The following is a 16341-nucleotide window of genomic DNA, read 5'->3' on the forward strand; positions in this document are numbered from 1 at the left end:
GTCGGCGTGCGCGCGCCGATGCGCGTGGAAACCACCTACAAGGCGCCGAGCGCATTTTCGCGCAACGCGCCGGGCTATCTCTTTCTCCTGCCATGGTTCATCGGCTTCTTCGGACTGACCCTCGGACCGGCGATTGCGTCGCTCTACCTGTCCTTCACCGACTACAATCTGCTCCAGTCTCCGAACCTGGTCGGATGGGACAATTACGTGCGCATCGCCACGGCGGACGACAAGTTCCTGTCGTCGATGAAGGTGACGCTGTTCTACGTGGTCTGCTCCGTGCCGCTGAAGCTTGCCTTCGCGCTCTCGGTGGCGCTGCTGCTCAACCGCGGCATTCGAGGCCTTCCCGTCTACCGCGCCATCTTCTACCTGCCGTCGCTGCTCGGCTCCAGCGTCGCCATCGCCGTCCTGTGGCGGCAGATCTTCGATGCCGACGGCATCATCAACACCCTGCTCTGGTATGTCTTCGGCATCAACGGCCCGAGCTGGATCTCCAATCCGGACTATTCGCTCTATACCCTGATCATCCTGGCAATCTGGCAGTTCGGCTCGCCGATGATCATCTTCCTGGCGGGCCTCAGGCAGATCCCGACCGATCTCTATGAAGCCGCCAGCCTCGATGGCGCCTCCAAGAGGCGGATCTTCTTCAAGATCACCCTGCCGCTGCTCACGCCGGTGATCTTCTTCAATGCGGTGGTTCAGACCATCGACGCATTCAAGGCCTTCACGCCGGCCTATGTGATTTCCTCCGGCACCGGCGGCCCGATCGATTCGACACTGTTCTATACACTCTACCTCTATCAGGAAGCCTTCGGCTATTTCCGCATGGGCTATGCCGCCGCACTCGCCTGGATCCTGGTGATCATCATCGCGATCTTCACCACCTTCTCCTTCCTCTCCGCTCGTTATTGGGTTCATTACGATGACTGACGCGAAGCTCACCCATTTTGCCGAGGATATGAACCCGCCGCGCGAGCGTCCCTGGTTCGTCTCCGTCCTCATCCACATCGCCCTCGTCGCCGCGTCGATCGTGATGCTCTATCCGCTGCTGTGGATGCTCTCAGGCTCGATCAAGGACCAGAACGAGATCTTCGGCACGGCATCGCTGATCCCGTCACACTTCGACTTCAGCTCCTATGCCCGCGGCTGGTTCGGCGGTCAGGTCACCTTCGGCACCTTCGTCTGGAATTCGGTCGTTATCGCCGTGCTCTCGGTCATCGGCAACGTGATCTCCTGCTCGCTGGCGGCCTATGCCTTCGCGCGGCTGGAATTCTGGGGCAAGAATTTCTGGTTCGCTTTGATGCTCGGCACGCTGATGCTGCCCTACCACGTCACGCTGATCCCGCAATATATCCTCTTCCTCAAGCTCGGCTGGGTGAAGACCATGCTGCCGCTGGTCGTGCCGAAATTTCTCGCTGTCGACGCCTTCTTCATCTTCCTGATGGTGCAGTTCTTCCGCGGCATCCCCCGCGAACTGGATGAGGCCGCCATGATGGACGGCTGCAGCCCGTGGCGCATCTACTGGCGCATCATGCTGCCGCTGTCGCTGCCGGTACTCGCCACCGCCGCCATCTTCTCCTTCATCTGGACCTGGGACGATTTCTTCGGGCCGCTGATCTATCTCTCCGACATCAACACCTACACGGTGCAGCTCGGCCTGCGCTCCTTCGTGGATTCCACAGGAAGTTCCGACTGGAGCAGCCTGTTTGCCATGTCGAGCCTGTCGTTGATCCCGGTCTTCCTGATCTTCCTCTTCTTCCAGAGGCTGCTGATCGACGGCATCGCGACCGCCGGCCTCAAACGCTGATTATGAACCTCGCAGCCCCGAATACCCAAGATTCGGGACGGCGAACCAACAAACCTACGAAAGGAAATGTCGCATGAGCGCGCTGCGCTTCGCCGCCATCGGCCTCAACCACGATCACATTTACGGCCAGGTCAACGTCATGCTGCGGGCCGGCGCGGAACTGGTCGCATTCCATGCCATCGAGGACGACCTTGCCGCCGTCTTCGCCGAGCGCTTTCCGCAGGCGAAACGCGTTGCCGACAGAAAAGAAATCCTGGAGGACCGCTCCATCGCGCTGATCGTCAGCGCGGCGATTTCCAGCGAACGGGCGGGCCTTGCCATCGAGGTCATGCGCCACGGCAAGGACGTGATGCTCGACAAGCCCGGCATGGTAACGCTGGATCAACTCGCCGAGGTGCGCAGGGTGCAGGCCGAAACCAAGCGCATCGTCTCCATTCTCTATTCCGAGCATTTCGAGACGGCATCGACCGTCAAGGCCGGCGAGCTGGTCAAGGCCGGCGCCATCGGCAAGGTCATCCACACGACGGGCCTTGGGCCGCACCGGCTACGCAAGCCGACCCGGCCGGAATGGTTCTTCGACCGCAAGCGCTACGGCGGCATCATCACCGACATCGCCTCGCATCAATGCGAGCAGTTCCTGTTCTTCGCCGGCTCGCTCGAGGCCGAGGTGTTGTCGGCAACCGTGTCCAACCGCGCCAATCCCGAGACGCCCGGGCTGCAGGACTATGGTGATGTCCACCTGCGCACGCCTGACGTGACGGGCTATGTCCGCGTCGACTGGTTCACGCCGGACGGCCTTTCCACCTGGGGCGACGGCCGCCTCTTCATCGTCGGCACCGAAGGCACGATCGAGCTGCGCAAATATATCGACGTTGCCGGCCGCCCCGGCACCGATCATCTCTTCCTCACCGACCGCAAGGGCATGCAGCATATCGACTGCGCCGGCCTTGATCTGCCCTACGGGCGGCAGTTTGTAGCCGACATCAGGGACCGCACCGAAACGGCGATGGGCCAGGACCATTGCTTCAAGGCCATGGAGCTGGCGCTGAAGGCGCAGGCGCTTGCCGAAGCAACATCGCTCAACAGCATCCAAAGGTAATCCGCATATGTCCGACATAAAGAAAGTCGCGATCATCGGTCTCGGTATCGGCCGCTCCCACATCGTCGAAGGCTATCTGCCTCATTCCGATCGCTTCGAAGTTGCCGTCCTCTGCGATCTCAACGAGGAGCGCCTGAACGCGGTCGGCGACGAATTCGGCATCGGCAAGCGCATCAAGGATTTCTCCGAAGTCCTTGATATGTCCGATATCGACATTATCGATATCTGCACGCCGCCCGGCTCGCATTTCGAGCTCATCATGCAGGCGCTCGCAGCCGGAAAACATGTGGTCTGCGAAAAGCCGCTTGTGGGATCGCTCGCCGATGTCGATGCCGTCATCGCCGCCGAGAAGACGGCCAAGGGCAAGCTGATGCCGATCTTCCAGTATCGCTACGGCGACGGCATCCAGAAGGCCAAGCGCATCGTCGACGCCGGCATCGCCGGCAAGGCCTATGTCGCCACCTCCGAAACCCATTGGGTGCGTGGCGCCGATTATTATGCCGTCCCCTGGCGCGGCAAATGGGCGACGGAGCTTGGCGGCGTGCTGATGACGCATTCCATCCATCTGCACGACATGCTGACCTATCTGATGGGACCGATCGCAGGCCTTTTCGGCCGTGTTGCCACGCGCGTCAACGACATTGAGGTCGAGGATTGCGCGAGCGCCAGCCTGCTGATGGAAAACGGCGCGCTCGCCACCATCAGCGCCACGCTCGGCTCGCAGGAGCAGATCAGCCGCCTGCGGCTTGCCTTCGAGAATGTGTTGATCGAAAGCAACCACGAGCCCTACAGCCCCGGCCAGGATCCCTGGAAGATCATCCCGGCCAATGACGAAATCGCCGCGAAGATCGATGCGCTGCTGGCCGACTGGACGCCGATTCCCAACCGCTTCAACTCGCAGATGAAGCTGTTCCACGAGGCGCTAATGTCAGGTGGACCGCTGCCGGTGACGACAGCCGATGCCCGCCAGGCGCTGGAACTGGTCACGGCATTCTATGAATCATCGGAAACGCGCACCGAAGTCCGCTTCCCTGTCGGACCGGAAAGCGCAAAATACAAGAGCTGGAGGCCGTCATGAACGTTGCCCCGTCAGCCATCAGGACGAACAAGGAGGAAGCGCCCATGGCGACAAGTGTCTCGCTGCAGAAGGTTATCAAGCGCTATGGCGAACTCCAGGTCGTCCACGGCATCGATCTGGAAATCGAACCGGGGGAATTTACCGTTTTCGTCGGCCCATCCGGCTGCGGAAAATCAACGCTTCTGCGCATGATTGCCGGGCTGGAGCCGATTTCCGGCGGCGGTCTTTATCTCGACGGCAGCCGCATGAACGATGTTCCCGCCTCCAAGCGCGGCATCGCCATGGTCTTCCAGTCCTATGCGCTCTATCCGCATATGTCGGTCTATAAAAACCTCGCCTTCGGCCTGGAAACGGCTGGCATGAAGAAGCAGGACATCCAGCCGCGCGTCGAAAAGGCCGCCGAGGTCCTGCAGATCACGCAGCTTCTCCAACGCAAGCCGAAACAGCTCTCCGGCGGCCAGCGCCAGCGCGTCGCCATCGGCCGCGCCATCGTGCGTGAACCCAATATCTTCCTCTTCGACGAACCGCTTTCGAACCTGGACGCCGAGCTGCGTGTCCAGATGCGCGTCGAGATCGCCCGCCTGCACCAGCGGCTCGGCAACACCATGATCTACGTCACGCACGACCAGACCGAGGCAATGACCATGGCCGACAAGATCGTCGTGCTCAACGGCGGCAAAATCGAGCAGGTCGGCGCACCGCTCGACCTCTATAACAAGCCGAAGAACAAGTTCGTGGCCGGCTTCATCGGCTCGCCGAAAATGAACTTCCTCGACGCCAAGATCGTCGCCTCCGACGATGGCTCCGCCGTCATCGACCTCCACGGCCAGACAGTTCGCCTGCCGCGCCGGCTGGGCGGCATCCGGCCCGGAGAGAACGTGACACTCGGCGCGCGCCCCGAACATCTGAACGTCGGCGATCGCGGTCTGGCGCTCGGCACCGCCGGCGTCGATCTCGTTGAGCATCTGGGCGGCCAGACGATCCTCTACGCCACGCTGCAAGGCGGCCAGACGCTGACGGTGGCATTGGAAGATCAGCAGGCCATCCGCGCCGGAGAAACGGTCAACATCCGCATCGATCCCGAACGCTGCCACCTGTTCGGACCGGATGGCGCAACGCTGTAAGGGAAGCTGATGCGCGCAGGGGTTATCCTGCCCGCCAGGGGCGAGATAGGGCTCCGCATTCGCCGCACCTTGATCACACTTCGACGATTCGCCGGCTACCGACAGCGCGGATCTGACCCATCGGAACGGCGTCGGCCGGTATTCCTGCCCGCCGGTGAAGCCGAACACGCCGGCTGCCGTCCGGCGGGAGATGAAACCAGTCATCCTCAGCCCGGTAGGCCTCGAAATCGATCTGCACCGATTGCGCAAGCCGATCGCTGCGAAGATCCAGAAACCAATCCTCGCCCTCCTGCAGGACCGATGCTGCAATCTCGGCGTCGTGGAATGCGGCCGCCCTTCCGAGCGGGAAATGAAAGGCTTCCGCAATCAGCGCGCCGGTACCGGGTGCCGTCAGCCGCGCCACCGTCACATCATGCGACGGCGGGCCGAAGCGAAAGGCGTAGCTCGTGTCGAAAAAGGCGCCGAAGAGATCCGTGCAGGCAATCCTCTGCTTGGAGCGGGCTTCGACTACCAGTTCGCGGCTACCGCCCACCACCCTCTGACGGCCATCGCGCAGGCAGGAAACCTCGAGCGCGATATCAAGCGCCGCATCGCTCTCGTTGATCACATGCACATCAAGGCCGTTGGTGCCCTCGTCTGTCAACAGCACCTGCACAGGCCGGAAGGCGCGGCGCAATGCATACCATATCGGCTTGGGCTCGCCGGTCGAATCGATCACACCCCAGCCCGCGCCGGGCAGCAGGTCCTGCAGCGTCCAGACAAGCGCGCCGTTGCAACCCGAACCTTGTCGCCGCCATTCGGCATAGGTCTCTTCCGCGACCTCGCCGGTCACCGCGCGGGAAAGACCGAGATAGAGATCGGGGTCCTCCCGCCGCAATCGGTTGGGCTCGAAGCCGTAGAGTTCCTGAAGGTAATGATCGCGCACATCCTCGAAATCCCAGGATGCGCCGCGATCGCGTGGCACGCGCTCCTTCCATAGCGGGCTATGAACAGCCGGAACCGGCAGATGCCGGATGAGCGTGCGGGCCTGCGGCACATGCGCGAATGCCAGGCTCTCGGCCGCAAAGCGGACATCGGCGCGGCGCGCATCGGCAAGCGGCCGCATGTAGGCGCCGACGCCGTAGTAATGCGTCACGCCGGCATTCGGAGAAAACGGCATGGCGCCGCCGGACGGCGAGTTGACGACATAGGGCACATCGGGCCGAAGCGATTGTACGACCGGCGGGATGATGTCCTCGACAATCGGGCTTTTCCAGAACTGTTCGGGCAGGCCCATCATCGCCGCTTGCTGATGGATCTCGCTGCCGCCGCAAAGAACGGCAAGCGAAGGCGACAGGCGCGTACGGCCAAGAAGCTGCGCAACCTCCGCCTCGACATGGGCGTTGAAAGTCTTGTCGTTCTTCGGGTAGTCGAAATTGGCGAACATGAAATCCTGCCAGACCAGCAGGCCGAGTTCGTCGCAGAGGCGGAAGAAATCCGGCGCCTCATAGGCCATGGTGCCGCCGATGCGGATCATGTTCATGCCGGCCTGCGCCGCCAGCCGCAGCCAGGGTTCGTAATCCTCGCGGCCGCCGGGCAGGCGCACGATGTCGGCCGTCGTCCAGACCGCGCCGCGGCAGAAAATCCGCTCGCCGTTGATGACAACAGCAAAATCCTGCCCATCGGCGCCACGATCGACTGACAGCCGTCGAAAGCCGGTGTTTCCGAGGGGATATTCCGCACCGTCGATGACAAGCGCGACGTCATATAGGTATGGTGCGCCATGCGTATGCGGCCACCATGGCTCCACACCGGGAATTTTCAGGATGGCGTTGTAGCGGCCGGGACTGTCCAGCTCGAAAGCCTGCTCGACCTCACCGCAGCGCAGGACGATCTCCCCGGCATCGCCCTCGATCGAAAGCGATGCATAGAGCCGGCCTTCGCCATCATCGAGCAAGTCCGGCCGCAGGGAGAGATCGCGGACGACAGGCGCGCTCGGGCGCAGAAGGGAAACCGGTCGCCATGGGCCAACGGCATGGATCTCCGGACACCAGCCGGGCATGTGGCCGAGCAATGTCGTGCGCACGAAGCGGAGGCCCTGCGGCGTGATCATCTGCGGCCGCCAGCGGGCGCGGGGACCCTGCTCCGAAAGCCTTGGCCCCAGAGCGCGGAAGCACAGCGCCAGCTCGTCGCCGCCGAGCAGGCTCACGGCGATATCATGGGCTTCGAACATGCTTTCGGAGACGAGGATTTTCTGACCGTTGAGGAAGACCTCGCAGAGTGTCGCCAGCCCTTCCAGCCGCAGCACCGCATCGCCGGCATCCACATCCACCATGCGACAAATATACCAGGCATCCCGGTCGTTGAGGATGTGAGGTTTCGCGCGGTCGAAGAGCCCGGCCTTTTCCAGCGCCTCGGCCACGGTGCCCGGCACCGGCGCGGGGATCAAGCCGGCCGAAAAGGGCACGTCGGAAGGCAAGGCACAGGTGCCCGCATCCGTCAGGACCAGATTCCATCCTTCGCTCAGCCGCATTCCGCCGCCGATATCAGCCAAGCGCCCGCCCATGACATCTTTCCGGGGGATTTCCCCGCCCCACATCTATCCCGAAATCGCCGAGCCGTTTCGCAACCGAACGGCAGCCGGTCAGAGCTTCCGTTCAAGCAGCCCCATCATGGCATCCCACGCATCGGCCGCCGGATCAAGCGCCGTCCGCAATGGCTCGAATTTCTTGCGCGTAATGGCGCGGGCAAGCTGGAACTGCACCGATTTCGCCGCTTCGGAAATCCGTCGCGCTTCGACGGCAGCGTCGGAGAAATCCGCCGTCAGCCAGTCCAGATGGCTGCCCGCGAGCTCGAAATTGGCGCCGAGCTGGCGCAGCGTGTTGAAGGCATATTTATGGAAGAAGCCGAAAGGCCGCTCGGCAACCGCTTCGACCTGCACGGGAAAGACCTCGGCAAAGGCGCGGATAGGATTGGCCTGCGGACGGCGGCGGAAATGGAAGGACAGCAGCTGCCGCGATGTTTGCCGGACGGCGGATTCTCCCGGTGTCTTGTCGGGAAATTTCGCGAATTCCGTATAGGGCAGGAACGGCAGGTCGTCTTCCGTCAGCTGCAGCTGGAACAGCCCGTCGAAATCTTCACCTGAGAGGCGGAAGAAGCCGCCATTGTGGAAATAGTCGATTGTACGGCCGTCCATATCGAGCCGGTTGATCGCGACAGTCGTCTTGCCATGCTCGCGGCGATAACCGACGCCCTGCGTATCAGGCATGAAGAAGGAGTCCATCTCCACCAGGCAGAGCCGGCCGCGGCCGATCTGCTCGCCGACGTGATGCTGGACCTTGTCGTAGATCGCAAGCTCCGTGCAGCGGATGCCGTAGAGCGCTTCGAGATCTTCGAGCGGCACCTTAAAGAAAGTGAACTGGTCGCCCTCGAAATCCTGGCCCAGCGTGAAGCCAAGCATGGCTTCCGGCTGAAGCTTCAGGCTCGAGAGCACTTCGATCCACAGATCGATGTAGCAATTGGTCTCCGGCCACATGCGTTCGCTGTCGTGCAACGCATGTGGCTTGTAGGTGGCGGGATCCAGTCCCTGGAAAACGGCAGCCATGGAAGCGATCAGCCCCACAGCGTCTTGCGCACGCTCTCGGGCCATTCCTTGACGTCGAGACCATGGTGGTGGAAGAGCGCCAGCGCAATGCGCTCGAGGCCGAAGCCGACGCAGGCGGTATGCGCAACGCTACCGTCAGCGAAGTTCAAACCCCATTTCGTCCCAAAGGCGTCCTGGTGATAGTTGAAGCTCATACAGGCCGTCGGGTTGGCTGTCGAGGTGATCGGGATCAGCAGTTCGAACTTCAGGTTCTGGTCGCGCTGGTTGTTGGCGAGCATCTTGCCGGCGCGGCCGAAGAAGGGATCGTTGGCAACGTCGATGGTCACGTCGAGGCCGACGGCCTTCATCATCTCGATGCCGCGATCCATCCAGCTTTGGCGGAAATCCGTCACATGCTTGTCGGTGCCCATGCAGACATATTCGCGCATGCGGAAGAGCTGCTGGCGGGCCGGATCCTTGGATGGCTCGTGACGGAAGCAGTAGGACTGCAGATCAAAGAGCGCGCCGCTTTCCGACAGAGCGCCGCGCTTGGCAACGGTCGGATAAAGCGGATAGCAGGCCGCCGGCGTCAGCACGATATCGGTCGCCTGCTGGTCTTTCGTCCAGTCGTCGCCGACTTCCATGCACTTCAAGAGGCTCATATGGTCGAGTTCGCTGCCGCAGAAGCTGTGCACCGTGCCGGCGAGCTGCGGGAAGCTCTTCATGTAGCCGCTCTTTTCGAAAAAGGCGCGGTTCATGCCCGGCGGAAAGCGGATGGCCTCGGCGCCATCGGCGCCGCCGAATTTGTCGATCAGCCGCTCGAAGGCGGCAATGACGTCTTCGAACTGACCGCTGCGCCCGTAGAGACCGTCAACGCCGGTGTCGATCAGAAGACCAGAATCAAAAAGACGATCGAGAAACGAGGATTTCATATCCATTACGATTACCCCAACAGGCTTGTATCTTGTTTGTGGACGAGCAGCATGGTCGACGTGTTGCCGAGAATGCGATCATTCGAGATCATCAATTGAGCGGAGTGCGCATCGCGCAGATGGCGGCCGAGGCTGTAGGGCGTGCCATTCTTGTAGCCCATGATGCCGCAGATCAGCATGGCGTGGTTGATGATCGGCAGGATCATCTCCGACGACGCGATCTTGACGTTGTTCATCGCGACGGCAAAGGCCATCGAAGACAGCCGATCGGCATCAACCTTGGCCTCTTCATAAACCTTAAGACCGGCAACGACATTCGACTTCACCATCTGCAGCAGACTGGAGACTTCCGCCAGCCGCAATGCACCCGGCGGCTGCGTGCCCGGCGATTTGCGGGCCGCTGCGCGCACGAAAGCCTGAGCACGGGCAACGGCATCGGCCGCAATGCCGTACCAGACGCCGCTCCAGAGCAGATGCGAGCTCGCCAGCATCGATTGCGCGGCGATCTCGGCAAACGGCTTCGGCAGGATCTGCACGGCCGGCGCCTCGCCCTTGAACAGGAAGCCGTCGGAGCAGGTGCCGCGCATGCCGAGCGTGTTCCACTCGACCGTGCGTTCAATCCTATACTGATCCCTAAGGAAAACCGTCAGCACCTGGTCGGAAGAAGCCGCCTCGGCGTGGCTGCGGGATGTGATCAGGATCGCATCGGCATGGGCGCCATAGGAAATGACGGTCGCATCCTTTTCCAGGAAGCAGGTATCGCCCTCGACCTTGATGGCGCAGATGCTGTTGCGCAGATTGCCGCCAATGCCGCCTTCAGTCGTCGCCGAGGCCAGCAACAGCTGCTCGCTCGCAATGCGGCGCATGAAATCACGGTGCCAATCGCTGTCGGCGCCATGCTCGACCAGGCTCGAAAGCTTGATCTGATGCATGGCGAAAACCATGGCGCTGGCCGCGCAGGCCTGGCCGAGGATCGAGCAAAGCTCGGCGATTTCAGTGATCGATGCGCCCTCGCCGCCAAGAGCGGCCGGGATCTGGATGGATAGCAATCTCTCGGCGCGCATCGCGTCGACGGCTTCGCGCGGGAACCGGCCCTCGGCATCGACGGCATCGGCGTGTTGGCTGGCGATCGCGGCGACGCGCGCGGCACGTACCGCCGGTCCGTCTCCCGTCCCAACCTCAAGCAAAGCGACCGCCACGCTCATCATGCAACCTTCCGGCTGTCCAGGATCATACCGACAGTCTTTTCGATGGCGGCAATGCTGGCGAAGGACTTGCGGTTCAGCAGATTGTCGGGAAACTCAACGTCAAAAGCCTCTTCGATGCCGAGCATCAGCTGTACGGAAGCAAATGAGGACAATCCCGTGACATAGAGATCGGCATCATCGGCAATCCCATCGACAGCAACGGGAAGCGCACCGAATTTGGTCAGCAAATCGCGAATCGTCTTATTCATAATCTTGTCCCTTCTGGCAATGGCAAGCATAACTGCAGTTACGCAGTCTTATCGTCAGCCAAGAAGTAACGGGCAAAATAGAACATTCCGCTAATCGACGTGGTAAATACAATTGGGATATACTTCTAGAAAATTCGCATATTCAACATTTTTCTAAATGAAGTTTACCATCTGTAAGCCATGCAAGGCAGCGTTTACAGGCAAATATTAAGATGCCCTAATATTTTCGCGTATTCGATTTGTGAATAGGCGCCACCGACAATAAGGTTAATGTGCCAACTTCGCCAATACGTTTTATTCAAAAAATCTCATAACAAGCATAGCGGCAGAGTAAAACGGCGGCCCAGGATCTATGAATCGGGCGGGTAGACGTGCTCGCCGCCGCGATAATCCGAAATCGAGTAGCAACCCTCGCTGACCTCGCGAACCGAACTCTTGCCGATATCCGCCTTGCCGTGGCCGCCGGGAATATCGAGAATGTAGGTGGGCTGGCAGAGGCCGGAAATGCGGCCGCGCAGAGCCGAAACGATCGCCTGGCCTTCGGCGATCGTCAGGCGAAAATGGCTGGTGCCGGGCGCAAGATCGGGATGGTGCAGGTAATAGGGCTTCACCCGCGTTTCGACGAAAGCCTTCATCAGGGCTGCCAGCACATCCGGATCGTCGTTGACGCCCTTCAGGAGCACCGATTGGCTGATCAGCACGATCCCCGCATCGACCAACCGGGCGCAGGCAGCGCGCGCCTCACCCGTCAGTTCCCGCGGATGATTGGCATGCAGGGCCACATAGATGGTCTTGCCGCTAGCCTTCAGTGCCGCGATCAATGCCGCATCGATCCGCAAGGGATCGACAACGGGAACGCGCGTGTGGAAGCGGACGATCTTCACATGATCGATATCGGCCAACTGCCGCAAGATCTCTTCGAGCCGGCGCGGCGAAAGAACCAGCGGGTCGCCGCCGGTGAGAATGACCTCCCAAATCTCGCTGTGACCGCGGATATAGGCAAAGGCGGCATCGAGCGCCTCGCCGTCGAGCGTCCCGAGACCTTGTGGCCCGACCATCTCGCGGCGAAAGCAGAAGCGGCAATAGACCGGGCAGACATGCACGGCCTTCAGCAGCACGCGATCCGGATAGCGATGGACGATGCCTTCGACGGGGCTATGGGCATGATCGCCGATCGGATCGGCACGCTCTTCCGGCGTGACGGCAAGTTCAGCCATGTCGGGCAGGAATTGCCGGGCAATGGGATCGGCTGGATCGGTGCGGTCGATCAGCCGCGCAACGGTCGGTGTCAGCGCCACCGCATATCGCTCCGTCACCGCCTCCAGCGAAATCGCCTGATCGGCATCGATCAATCCGGCACGCTCGAGTTCGCTGATATTCCTGATCGGACGCATCGAATTCATACGCCGAACTCCGCAACCGGCGCCCAGAGCACCTGCTCGATCCGCGAGGCCCCGGTTGCCAGCATGACGAGCCGATCGAAGCCGAGCGCGATGCCGCTTGCGTCAGGCATGACGGCAAGCGCCTCCAGAAAATCCTCGTCGAGCGGATAGGTTTCGCCATAGACGCGCTGCTTTTCCGCCATCTCGATTTCGAACCGCCGCCGCTGCTCGTCGGCATTGGTCAGTTCACCGAACGCATTGGCAAGCTCGACTCCGCAGGCATAGAGCTCGAAACGTTCGGCGACACGGTGGTCTCCAGCGGAGGGCCGGGCAAGCGCGGCCTCGGAGACGGGATATTCATCGAGGATCGTCGCACGGCCGAAGCCGAGATTGGGTTCAACCTTCTCGACCAGCACCCGGCTGAAGAGATCGGGCCACACGTCATCTTTGGCGACGCGTATGCCGACCCGCCGCATGTCCGCCGCCAGACGCTCCGGGTCCGTGGATCCGTCCATGCCGATGGAGGCAAAAAGATCGATGCCGGCGTAACGTTCGAAAGCCGCTCCGACGCTGATACGCTCCGGCGTGAGGAAAGGATCGGTCTCGGCGCCGCGATAGGTCAGCTTTTTTGCCCCGACCGTCTCGGCTGCCAGCGCCAGCAGCACAGAACAGTCGGCCATCAGGGCCTCGTAGCTTTCCCCAGCCCGATACCATTCCAGCATGGTGAATTCCGGATGGTGCAGCGGGCCCCGCTCACGATTGCGATAGACATGGGCAAAACAGGCGATGCGCTCCTCACCGGCCGCGAGCAGCTTCTTGCAGGCAAACTCTGGCGACGTATGAAGATAGAGAGGTGATGCCTTGCCGTCCGTCGTCAGCGCCTCGGTCTCGAAGGCATGGAGATGCGCCTCGTTGCCGGGCGACACCTGCAGCGTCGCCGTATCGACCTCGATGAAGTCGTTGCGCGCGAAGAAACCCCGCAGAGCCGCCTGGATGGCGTTACGGCCAATGAGAAACGGCCGCCGGTCCGCATGGACATTGCGGGTCCACCAAGGAGACGCCTTGCTCGTTGTTGGCTTCATTCCTAGCTTTCTTCAGGGCGCAGGCCGCGTTGGGGGTGGCAATTTCCATTGATTTAGGGTAGTTGCGCCCCCAAGCAAACAATTGCTGCGTCTCGGAGAGCATTTAGACAGTCCCTCTACGACGCAAAACACAGCGTTACAAGGAAGTCTTATGGTCAAGGTCATCGCCTCTTCGGTCCGCAAGGGCAACGTTCTCGACGTCGACGGCAAGCTCTACGTCGTTCTCACCGCCGCGAACTTTCATCCGGGCAAGGGTACGCCGGTTACCCAGGTCGATATGCGCCGCATCGTTGACGGCGTTAAGGTGTCCGAACGCTGGCGCACCACTGAGCAGGTCGAGCGCGCCTTCGTCGAAGACGTGAACTTCCAGTACCTCTATGAAGACGGCGAAGGCTTCCACTTCATGAACCCGGCCAACTACGATCAGGTGGTCGTCGATGTCGAGACCATGGGCGACCAGAAAGCCTATCTGCAGGAAGGCATGACCTGCGTCCTGTCGATCCACGAAGGCATTCCGCTCGCGCTCCAGCTGCCGCGCCATGTCACGCTTGAGATCACCGAGACCGAACCGGTCGTCAAGGGCCAGACGGCATCCTCGTCCTACAAGCCCGCCATCCTGTCGAACGGCGTGCGCACCATGGTGCCGCCGCACATCAACGCCGGCACCCGCGTCGTCATCGCCACGGAAGACAATTCCTACGTCGAGCGCGCCAAGGACTGAGCCTCGGCCGCTTGCTTGCATGAGAAACGCCTCGTCGCCAAGACGGGGCGTTTTAGTTTCAGCGGCTGGCGTCGCCATGGCCGGACATGCACGTCTCCGAAGCAAAGTTACGGCGCGTTGGCCTTCTTCGTATCCCTGACCGTTGCCTCTGCGGGTACGGCCGCCGGTGGCGTGGCTGCGGCCACATCATCCTCGTCGCGCGATACCAGTGCCTGCAGATGCAGGACGCGAGGGGACATGGCATGAAGATAGGCTTCGTTGCGGCCGATATAGATCACGGTCACGTCGGTCAATTCCGCCAGCAGCGCTGAAAACTGCGCCTGAATTTCCGCCTCCAGCCCTTCCATGGCGTCGTCGAGGACTACCCATTTCGGCTTCGCCAACAGCAGATGCGCAAAGCCGACGGCCTTCTGCTCCTCGATATCAAGCAGCCGGTCCCAGCGGGCTTGCGTGTCGAGACGGCTCTTGAGGCGACCAAGGCTCACCTTGTCCATCGCGGCCTCGACCGCGGCCTCGTCGTAGACATCCCGATCCTCAGGGAAACAGATCGCCTCCCTGAGCGTGCCGCTCGGCACATAGGGTGTGTGTGGCATGAACAGAACGTCTTCCATCGGCGGCAGGCTGACGGTGCCGGAGCCGCTATACCATTGATGCGCCAGCACCTCGAACAGCAGCCGGCGGTTCACGCCGTGATCGCCGTTGACCATGATGTGTTCGCCGGCATTGATCGTGACCGTCCCCTCGGCAATCCGGAAGCCGTTCTCGGTCGCCTCGTCGCTGGTCCTGGTGGAGATCTCCATGTCGGTCCATACCATCGTGCCGGGCGCGGCCTTCTCGAAGACGAGGGTGTGCGGCATCGGCGTCTTGTCGTCCATCTCCGTCAGTGCCTTGCGGAAATCGGTGACGCGCATCAGCGTGGCGCGCCATTCGGCGATCGGTCCGAAATTGGCAACATACCAGCGCAGGGCCGAATTGACCTGATTGAAGGCGCCGACTGCCACCATGAGCTGGCCGAAGGTCAGCCCGCCGGAGAAATAGGCGGGCGCAGCCACGAGGATGGGGATGATCAGCACCAGCCAGCCGTAGCCGGCGGAAACCCAGGTGAGATTGGTATTGGCGATCGCAAGCTGGCGGATGACGGCGAGCACGGCGGAAATATCGACATTGATCCGCCGGCGTTCATTCTCTTCGCCGCCGGCAATGGTGATCGCCGGCATATGCTCGTTGGCATGCATGAGCGCGAAGCGCAGCTCGGCTTCCTTCGAATAGCGATCGGCATTCAGCCGCACCAGCCGGCGGCCGACGAACTGGCTGAGGAACGATGCCGAACCGGCATAGAGGATCGCCGCCCAGACCATATAGCCGGGGACGGAGAAGCTTGCACCCCTGAAATGGAAGACCATGCCGCTCGACAGTTCCCAAAGCACGCCGATGAAGCTCAGCAGCAGGATCGTCGCCTGCACCAGGCCGATCGCCAGACCCGTCGTGCTTTCGGCGAGATTGCGGGCATCCTCATGGAGCCGCTGGTCTGGATTGACGCCGATCAGGCCGGAGGAGGCAAGGCGAAGCGCACGCTTGGCCTGCAGCCATTGGTTCACCAGATCCCTTGCCAGGCCCTCGCGCATATAGAGCGCGGTCATCTGGTTCAGCCATGCCTGGATGACGTTGAGGACCAGAAGCGAGCCGGCAATGATGCCGAAGACGCCAAGCTGGTGGAAGAAGGCGGAGGTATCGCGCCTTGCCAGCGAATCGTAAAAAGGAGCGTTCCAGCTGTTGAGCAGCACCTGGACATAGGCGGTGACCAGGATAATCAGGAAGAGCGCTACGGTCAGCGAAATGATCTTGATGCGTACCGGCGAATTCCAGAAAGCCGAGAACATCATCCTCAGCCGAAAGAAAAGACTCAAATCGTAACCGACCTGCTCGTTTCCCTGGATATTCGGCTTGGCTTGCGCTTCAACTGCCATCAGCACTTCCCTGCGACGCACGTCCCGTCAGTTAATCAAGACCCGCCCTCATGTCCACCCTTGCAACAGATTGGTGCGATCACGTTCCTATATACACGGTTTCACGCCTTGAACCGAATAAGGTCAGCAAC

14 protein-coding genes are annotated in these 16341 nt (G+C 61.3%); 6 read left to right on the forward strand and 8 right to left on the reverse strand.

What is annotated here, in order from left to right; translation table 11 throughout:
• The first annotated feature begins 18 nt into the window (after positions 1-18).
• The 5 genes from AB8B29_RS16055 (at position 19) to AB8B29_RS16075 (ending at position 5108) form a co-directional block, all read left to right on the forward strand.
• Positions 19-930, forward strand: coding sequence for a carbohydrate ABC transporter permease (locus tag AB8B29_RS16055; RefSeq protein WP_063835585.1), 912 nt, complete (start codon positions 19-21; stop codon positions 928-930).
• Positions 923-1807 carry a carbohydrate ABC transporter permease gene (locus tag AB8B29_RS16060; protein WP_037195926.1) on the forward strand — a complete coding sequence of 295 codons (885 nt, stop codon included), beginning with the start codon at positions 923-925 and terminating at the stop codon, positions 1805-1807. Before AB8B29_RS16055 ends, AB8B29_RS16060 begins: the two co-directional genes overlap by 8 nt.
• A gap of 73 nt (positions 1808-1880) precedes the next feature.
• Complete coding sequence (locus AB8B29_RS16065; RefSeq protein ID WP_037195923.1) at positions 1881-2906, forward strand: Gfo/Idh/MocA family protein; 1026 nt, start codon at positions 1881-1883, stop codon at positions 2904-2906.
• 7 nt (positions 2907-2913) lie between these two features.
• The gene (locus AB8B29_RS16070) at positions 2914-3984 is read left to right on the forward strand and encodes a Gfo/Idh/MocA family protein (protein ID WP_037195921.1); all 1071 of its coding nucleotides are present in this window, start codon (positions 2914-2916) and stop codon (positions 3982-3984) included.
• Between the two features lie 44 nt (positions 3985-4028).
• Entirely contained in the window at positions 4029-5108 is a 1080-nt protein-coding gene (locus AB8B29_RS16075; RefSeq protein ID WP_037196172.1) for an ABC transporter ATP-binding protein, read from the forward strand.
• Between the two features lie 73 nt (positions 5109-5181).
• Here AB8B29_RS16075 and AB8B29_RS16080 read toward each other — a convergent pair whose 3' ends face one another.
• The 7 genes from AB8B29_RS16080 to epmA all read right to left on the reverse strand — a co-directional run bounded on the left by AB8B29_RS16080 (position 5182) and on the right by epmA (position 13522).
• Positions 5182-7653 (reverse strand): glycoside hydrolase family 2 protein, encoded by a 2472-nt coding sequence (locus AB8B29_RS16080; RefSeq protein ID WP_037195918.1) that lies wholly within the window; start codon positions 7651-7653, stop codon positions 5182-5184.
• Positions 7654-7731: 78 nt separating this feature from the next.
• Positions 7732-8691, reverse strand: coding sequence for a DUF1839 family protein (locus AB8B29_RS16085; protein WP_080760453.1), 960 nt, complete (start codon positions 8689-8691; stop codon positions 7732-7734).
• An 8-nt stretch (positions 8692-8699) separates the two neighbouring features.
• A complete protein-coding gene (locus AB8B29_RS16090; RefSeq protein ID WP_047637699.1) occupies positions 8700-9608 on the reverse strand; it encodes an amino acid--[acyl-carrier-protein] ligase in 909 nt (302 codons plus the stop codon).
• Positions 9609-9613: 5 nt separating this feature from the next.
• Positions 9614-10807: an acyl-CoA dehydrogenase family protein gene (locus tag AB8B29_RS16095; RefSeq protein WP_037196170.1), complete on the reverse strand. Its 1194-nt coding sequence runs from the start codon at positions 10805-10807 to the stop codon at positions 9614-9616.
• The gene (locus AB8B29_RS16100; RefSeq protein WP_037196168.1) at positions 10807-11058 is read right to left on the reverse strand and encodes an acyl carrier protein; all 252 of its coding nucleotides are present in this window, start codon (positions 11056-11058) and stop codon (positions 10807-10809) included. Before AB8B29_RS16100 ends, AB8B29_RS16095 begins: the two co-directional genes overlap by 1 nt.
• A 350-nt stretch (positions 11059-11408) precedes the next feature.
• A complete protein-coding gene (locus AB8B29_RS16105) occupies positions 11409-12461 on the reverse strand; it encodes a lysine-2,3-aminomutase-like protein (RefSeq protein ID WP_037195908.1) in 1053 nt (350 codons plus the stop codon).
• Complete coding sequence (gene epmA, locus AB8B29_RS16110) at positions 12458-13522, reverse strand: EF-P lysine aminoacylase EpmA (RefSeq protein WP_037195906.1); 1065 nt, start codon at positions 13520-13522, stop codon at positions 12458-12460. The genes AB8B29_RS16105 and epmA overlap by 4 nt, the downstream gene beginning before the upstream one ends.
• 151 nt (positions 13523-13673) lie before the next feature.
• On the opposite strand from epmA, the gene efp reads away from it, so the two are divergent.
• Positions 13674-14243, forward strand: coding sequence for an elongation factor P (gene efp, locus AB8B29_RS16115; RefSeq protein WP_037195905.1), 570 nt, complete (start codon positions 13674-13676; stop codon positions 14241-14243).
• A 107-nt stretch (positions 14244-14350) separates the two neighbouring features.
• Here the strand turns inward: efp and AB8B29_RS16120 are convergent, their stop codons facing one another.
• Positions 14351-16210, reverse strand: coding sequence for an ABC transporter ATP-binding protein/permease (locus tag AB8B29_RS16120; protein ID WP_037195903.1), 1860 nt, complete (start codon positions 16208-16210; stop codon positions 14351-14353).
• Positions 16211-16341 lie beyond the last annotated feature (131 nt).

Origin of the sequence: Rhizobium sp. 11_C7_N12_5 (genome assembly GCF_051811145.1) — a bacterium.
Taxonomy (GTDB): domain Bacteria; phylum Pseudomonadota; class Alphaproteobacteria; order Rhizobiales; family Rhizobiaceae; genus Rhizobium; species Rhizobium lusitanum.